Here is a 6,210-nt window from a genome sequence, read left to right as displayed (position 1 = left end):
CGAACACCGCGATCTTCTCGATCGTCAACGCGGTACTCATCGCACCGCTGCCTTTCCCGAACGCCGAGCGGCTCGTCATGGTTCGCGGAGTCGATCACGGGCGCGAGCTCCTGGGCCCGTCTCCGATCGACGCCCTCGACTATGGACGGCTGACCCACTCGTTCGAAATGCTCGTGCCATACGACTACTGGCGCAAGAACGTGAGCGGGATCGGAGGCGGCAACGAGGCGCAGGAGATGCTCGTCGGCCTCGTTCCGGCGGAATACTTCGAGGCTCTTCGCATCCGGCCCGTCCTCGGGCGTCTTTTCCGAAAAGAGGAGAATGTCTACGGGAAACACTACGTCGCGGTCGTCAACACGACGTTCTGGCGCGAGCACTACGGCGGCCGGCGCGACGTGCTCGGCAGGACGCTTCGGGTCAACGGCGAGCCGTACACGATCGTCGGAGTCGTCCCCGACGCGATCCCGCGCTGGATGGACGCGCAGTTGCAGCTGAACGCCCAGATCTGGACGCCGGACGCGCCTTACGCCGATTTCTTCTCCGAGGCCAACCGCGGCGATCGCGACGTCTTCGTGCTCGCGCGCATGAAGCCGGGCGTGACGCTCGCGCAGGCGCAGGCGGATCTCGACGTCGTCGCGGCGCAGCTCGCGGCGCGCTATCCGGTGGACCGGGGCATCGGTGTGAAGCTCGAGCCGCTCGGCAAGGTCCGTGTCGGGCCGCTCCAGCCGATCCTGCTCATCCTTTCCGGCGCCGTCGGGTTGATTCTTCTCATCGCCTGTTCGAACGTGGCGAACCTGCTGCTCGTTCGGCACTCGGGCCGGCGGCGCGAGCTCGCGGTCCGCGCGGCGCTCGGCGGAAGACGCGGCGCCATCGTCCGGCAGCTGACGGCCGAGAGCCTCGTGCTCGGTCTTTTGGGGGGCGGCGCCGGAGTGCTCCTGGCGGCCGCCGGGACACGCATCCTCCTCGCCCTTCGGCCTCCGCAGCTCCGCCAGCTCGGCGAAGTCCATCTCGACCTGCGCGTGCTGATCTTCTCGGCGGCGCTCTCGATCCTGACGATCCTCGTCTCGGGTCTCGCGCCCGCGTTCACCGCGTCGAAGGTGAATCTCGGCGAAGCGCTGAAGGAAGCCGCGCGGGGAGCGACTTCCGGCGGCGGAAGCCAGCGGATGCGGCGCTGGCTCGTCGTCGCCGAGACCGGGCTGGCGCTGATGCTCATGGTCGGCGCGGGCCTGCTGCTTCGGACGATCGGGCGGCTGCAGAGCCAGGAGCTCGGCTATTCGCCGGACCACCTGATGTTCGCCCAGTTCTTCGTTCCGGAAGCGCGCTATCCGGATTCCCCGGCGATCACCCGGTTCGCCGCCCGGTTCCGGGAAAGGGTGGCGGCGATTCCGGGAGTCCGCGAAGCGACGATCACGAACACGGTTCCCGGCACGTACAACCGCTGGAAGCAGTACATCACGGTCCCCGGACGGGTAGTCCGGTCCGACGACCTTCCGAGGATCGGCTTCACCCCTACCGACGAACATTTCCTGTCGACCTGCGGAATCCCGCTGCTGCGCGGCCGGGATTTCGCGGCGAGCGACAGGGAAGGCGGTCCGCCGGTGGCGCTGATCACCCAGGCCGCCGTGAAGCGCTTCTTTCCGGGTGAAGACCCGATCGGGAGGACGGTGCACCTCGGCGAGCCCGGCGACGTCCCGCCGCAGGGCTCGGCCCGCCTTTCCGCCGACGTGACGATCGTCGGCGTCGTGGGCGACATGCGCAACGAAGGGCTGAAGGAACCGCCCTCGCCGCAGCTTCTCGCCCTCTACCGCCAGCTTCCGACGGTCAACGTCGGGTTCAAGGACCTGATCGTGCGAACCGCGCGGAAGGAGACGTCGGTCGCGCCGGCGATCGCCGACCGCCTCCGGGGCCTCGACCCGGACATCCCGCTTTCGGAGGTTGCCGCCGTGCGGGAGATCGTCCTGCGGCAGACCTCGAACACGCGCTTCACGACGACGCTCCTCGCCCTCTTCGCGGCGCTCGGGACGATCCTCGCGCTGGTCGGCGTGTACGGCGTGATCTCGTACGCCGTCGCCCAGCGCACGCACGAGATCGGCGTGCGTGTCGCTCTCGGAGCACGAGGCGGCGAAATCGTCTGGCTGATGCTGCGGCCCGGGATCGTGCTGGGGCTCGCCGGCGCGGTTCTCGGGATTCTCGGAGCCGCGGCGGCGCGCCGCGTGCTCAGCTCGCTCCTCTTCGGAATCTCGCCGCTCGATCCGCCGACGTTCGCGGCGGCGGCCGGGTTGCTCATGGTCGCGGTCGCCGCGGCCTGCGCGATTCCGGCGTTTCGCGCGAGCCGCGTCGATCCGGCCGTCGCGTTGCGCTACGAGTAGGGGTATCGGTCCGGGAGCGGATTCGGGTCTTCCGGAGCCGAGCCGGCCCAATCCAGGAACACTTACGGCGTCGAACTCCTACGCAGAGACGATCCGGTTGGCCCCGAGCGGCAAGGGAAGATAGCTCCGCCAGTCGGGTTCCCGGTGCTCGCACAGCACGGTGACCGCGTCGAAATACGTGCACGTCGCGAGGATCGCCATCAGATGCCGCCCGACGATCGGGATCGGGTCGGCGCCAAACCGTGTGAAGGCGGTCCGGGCGCAGGCGGCCCGCATGAAAGCGCTCGCCGCCGCCCATCGGCGGCCGATCCGCCGGAGGACCGCTGGATACGAGGCGATCGCCAGGAGCACGATCACTCCGCCCAGCACAGGACGCCCGTCCCGAGCGCACAGAGGGTTCGCGTGTCGAGGAAGAACGCCGTTCGACTCATTCCGGTCTCGAGTGCCCCGCATTCTGGCGGAAGGGGAAGGAGTGATCAACGATCCATCCGCATCGCGCCCCGTCAGTCCGGTGACGACGGCAAGGTTTCGGTGGTTTCCGCCGCCGGAGGATCTTATTCTTCCTTCGAAGGGGTCGTTCGCGAGCACGTCGTGTATCGAGAGAACCCCTTGCGAGGCGAAGATGCACAGACGAAGCTGGATCAAGGGTGTCGCGTTGGGTGCGCTTCAGCTGGCGCTCCCGAAGCATTCGTGGGGATCGCGCGCCGGCGGCGTTGCGCGGCGCCGCGTCCAGCCCGGAGAGCCGGGATGGCCGTCGCGGGCGAGCTGGGACGAGCTGAAAAAGGCGGTTGGCGGAAATCTCGTGGAAATCCAGGCGCCGTTCTCCTCCTGCGCGAAGGAACCGCAGGGCGCCGCGTGCGCCGAGGCGATGAGGAACATCCAGAACCCCTTCTTCATCGGCGACCAGCCGGGAGGCACACAGGTTTCCGGCTGGCTCGACGCGTGGAAGCCCGCTCCTTCCGCCTATGCCGTCGCGGCGCGAGACGCGCACGACGTCGCCGCCGCCGTCGACTTCGCGCGCGAGCACGACCTGCGGCTCGTCGTCAAGGGCGGCGGCCACAGCTATCTCGGCACGTCGAACGCGCCGGACTCGCTCCTCGTCTGGACGCGGCACATGAACACGGTCACGCTGCACGACGCGTTCGTTCCGGAGAACGGCGCGGGAAAGGTTCCGCCCGTTCCCGCGGTTTCCGCCGGCTCCGGCGCGATGTGGATCGACCTCTACGACGCCGTGACGACGAAGGCCGGCCGCTACGTCCAGGGCGGCGGGTGCACCACGGTCGGCGTCGCCGGTCTCGTCCAGAGCGGCGGTTTCGGCTCCTGCTCGAAGGGGTTCGGCTCGGCGGCCTCGTGGCTCCTCGAGGCCGAGGTCGTCACTGCCGACGGGAAGGTTCGCATCGCGAACGCCTGCACGAACCCGGATCTCTTCTGGGCGATCAAAGGCGGGGGCGGCGGGAGCTGGGGCGTCGTCACGCGCGTCACGCTCCGCACGCACGATCTCCCCGAGTTCTTCGGGTACGCGGGCGGCACGATCAAGGCGAAGTCCGTGGCCGCGTTCCGGGCGCTGATCGCCCGGTTCGTCGCGTTCTACGCGGCGAACCTCTTCAACCCGCACTGGGGCGAGCAGGCGAAGGTCCGGACAGACGACGCCCTGGAGATCTCGATGGTCAGCCAGGGGCTCGACGCCGCGCAGGTCGAAAAGCTCTGGCAGCCCTTCTTCGACTGGGCGAGGAGCTCCGACGACTACACGGTCTCGGACGTCGTCACCGGTGTCCGACCCGCACGGCACTGGTGGGACGTCGTCTATCGAAAGAGCCGGGGGAGCACGTCGATGATCGCCGACGCTCGCGCCGGCGCGCCGGAGGGCCATGCGTTCTGGCGCGGCGACCAGGAGCAGGTCGGGGCGTTCATCCACGGTTACGAATCGCTGTGGATTCCCCAGGGACTGCTCGCGCCCGCGAGGCAGGCGGAGCTTGCGAACGCGCTCTTCGCGGCGAGCCGGCACAAGACCGTCGAGCTGCACTTCAACAAGGGGCTCGCCGGCGCACCCGCGGAGCCGGTTGCCGCCGCGAAGGAGACGGCGACGAACCCGGCGGTGCTCGACGCGTTCGTGCTGGTCATCATTGCCGACGGCGAGGGGCCGGCCTACCCGGGGCTCGCGCGACCCGCGATGGACGTGGACGCCGCCCGCAAGGATGCGCGCGCGATCGATCGGGCGACGGCAGAGCTCGCGAAGGTCGTCCCGAACGGCGGTTCGTACGTGTCCGAGAGCAACTTCTTCAATCGCTCCTGGCAGCAGGCCTACTGGGGAACCCACTACCCGAAGCTCCAGGCCGTCAAGAAGAAGTACGACCCGGACGGACTGTTTTTCGTGCACCATGGCGTCGGGAGCGAGGAGTGGAGCCCGGACGGTTTCGAGCGGATTCGGAAGGGCTGAGCCGGGCATCTCGGTTGCGTCATTGCGAGGGCGCAGGCCCTCTCGTCATTGCGAGGGCGAAGCCCGCAATCCCCATGGTGCCGGGGAACGGGGCCGTGAGGGACCGAGAGCTTTGGGGATGCTCGCACCTTCGACGCTCGGATTCTTCGAATGCGCCTCGCTGGCGCTCACCATGACGAGGGAGCGCGGGCTTGCGCCTGTCGAATACCGTCGTCCGCCCCCGCCCGTCCGTGCGAGCGGGGGCGGCGAAGTCACTCGCCTTCTTTGACCGGGGTGATCTCGTCGGCGACGAGCCCGTGGGCCTCCTTGTGCACGGCGGCCGCCGCTTCCGCGTTCGGCGCGTGCACGAGGCAGAACACCTTGCCGGCGTTCTCGTCGAACCAGTACTTGAGGTACTTCACCCCGTGCTTGCCCTGGACCTCGAGGTCCCGTTTGTGGGCCCCGGCGACGGCCTCGGCGGTCAGTCCCTCGATGTGGTTGTGGGTGTCCATGTAGAGCGGCATGACGTCTTCTCCTTTTCTCGTCGATGATGGGAGCAATCCGGTCGATTCTGTCGCGGACGAAGATTTTCCGTCCCCGCAAGCGACTTGGACGCTTCCGGGGACGGACGAGACGGCTCTGGACCGTTACGCTGCGGGCTTCGCCATTGGTTTCTTCCCCATCGGCTTCTTTCCCTGCATCCCGCTCGGATCGTCCGCGGGGTTGACGTAAATGAGCTTGAACGGGGCGGGGCCGCTGACCTGAACGACCGTCTCGCCTTTCGCGAAGGCATAGTGGTGCATGTGGGGCGGGATCGAGATGAAGCTTCCCGGCGGGAAATCCTTCGCGCCGGCCTCGTCCATCTTGTCGCCCATTCCCGCGTGGAAGTCGCCCGAGATCACCGTCACGCGCTCGGTCGCCGGGTGCCAGTGCGGCATGACCTTGTAGCCGTCCGGCATCTTGAGCGCGACCGTGTAGTAGCCGCTCCCGAACGGATTCCCTTCGAGGACCGCGAGCTTGGCGCCCGGCGAGAACACCGGGGGAACGTCGCCCCACTTCATGTCGTCGGGCACCGCCATGGCCATCTTTGCGCCTGAAGCCGCCATCTTGTGAGCCATCGGCTTCATCGGCTTCATCGGTTTCATTGGTGTTTCCTCGGCCGCCTGAAGCGCCGAGCCCGCCGCGAACGCGATCGCGGCCCCGAAAAGAACGAGCCTATTCATGCTGATCCCCTCCTTACGGCGAATTCTATGACGCCGAGCTCGAACTGCGCGAGGGGGGCGCTCTCGGGCCGCGATCTTGCACGCTGACGGTTCGGAATGGCCCAATTTCCGGTCCTGATCGCTCGAAGAGCGGATACGAGGAAGCTGCGCCGCTACTTCGAGGAGCGCGGCCTCGGCGGCCGTTCGAATCCGCGTCCGAGCC

At 68.0% G+C, this 6,210-nt stretch carries 5 protein-coding genes; 2 read left to right on the top strand and 3 right to left on the bottom strand.

Going from position 1 to position 6,210, the window contains the following annotated elements:
• Nucleotides 1-2,369, top strand: a 2,369-nt coding sequence (locus VKH46_11460; GenBank protein HKB71453.1) for an ABC transporter permease, incomplete at its 5' end; no start/stop codon positions are given.
• Nucleotides 2,370-2,447: 78 nt separating this feature from the next.
• Here VKH46_11460 and VKH46_11455 read toward each other — a convergent pair.
• Nucleotides 2,448-2,738: a hypothetical protein gene (locus tag VKH46_11455; GenBank protein ID HKB71452.1), complete on the bottom strand. Its 291-nt coding sequence runs from the start codon at nucleotides 2,736-2,738 to the stop codon at nucleotides 2,448-2,450.
• A gap of 286 nt (nucleotides 2,739-3,024) precedes the next feature.
• Here VKH46_11455 and VKH46_11450 point away from each other — a divergent pair, with 286 nt between their 5' ends.
• On the top strand, nucleotides 3,025-4,806 hold the full coding sequence (locus VKH46_11450; protein HKB71451.1) for an FAD-binding oxidoreductase: 1,782 nt from the start codon (nucleotides 3,025-3,027) through the stop codon (nucleotides 4,804-4,806).
• Nucleotides 4,807-5,057: 251 nt separating this feature from the next.
• Here VKH46_11450 and VKH46_11445 read toward each other — a convergent pair whose 3' ends face one another.
• Nucleotides 5,058-5,309 (bottom strand): DUF4242 domain-containing protein, encoded by a 252-nt coding sequence (locus tag VKH46_11445; protein ID HKB71450.1) that lies wholly within the window; start codon nucleotides 5,307-5,309, stop codon nucleotides 5,058-5,060.
• Between the two features lie 123 nt (nucleotides 5,310-5,432).
• Nucleotides 5,433-6,008 carry a cupin domain-containing protein gene (locus VKH46_11440; GenBank protein ID HKB71449.1) on the bottom strand — a complete coding sequence of 192 codons (576 nt, stop codon included), beginning with the start codon at nucleotides 6,006-6,008 and terminating at the stop codon, nucleotides 5,433-5,435.
• Between the last annotated feature and the right edge of the window lie 202 nt (nucleotides 6,009-6,210).

It is taken from the genome of Thermoanaerobaculia bacterium, assembly GCA_035260525.1.
GTDB lineage: Bacteria > Acidobacteriota > Thermoanaerobaculia > UBA5066 > DATFVB01 > DATFVB01.
The sequence above is the reverse complement of the archived record's forward strand: the minus strand, read 5'-3'. Positions and strand labels throughout refer to the sequence as shown.

Coding starts and splice junctions, on each gene's coding strand:
- VKH46_11445 (HKB71450.1), bottom strand. CDS start 5,309: ATGCCGCTCTACATGGACACCCACAACCACATCGAGGGACTGACCGCC.
- VKH46_11440 (HKB71449.1), bottom strand. CDS start 6,008: ATGAATAGGCTCGTTCTTTTCGGGGCCGCGATCGCGTTCGCGGCGGGC.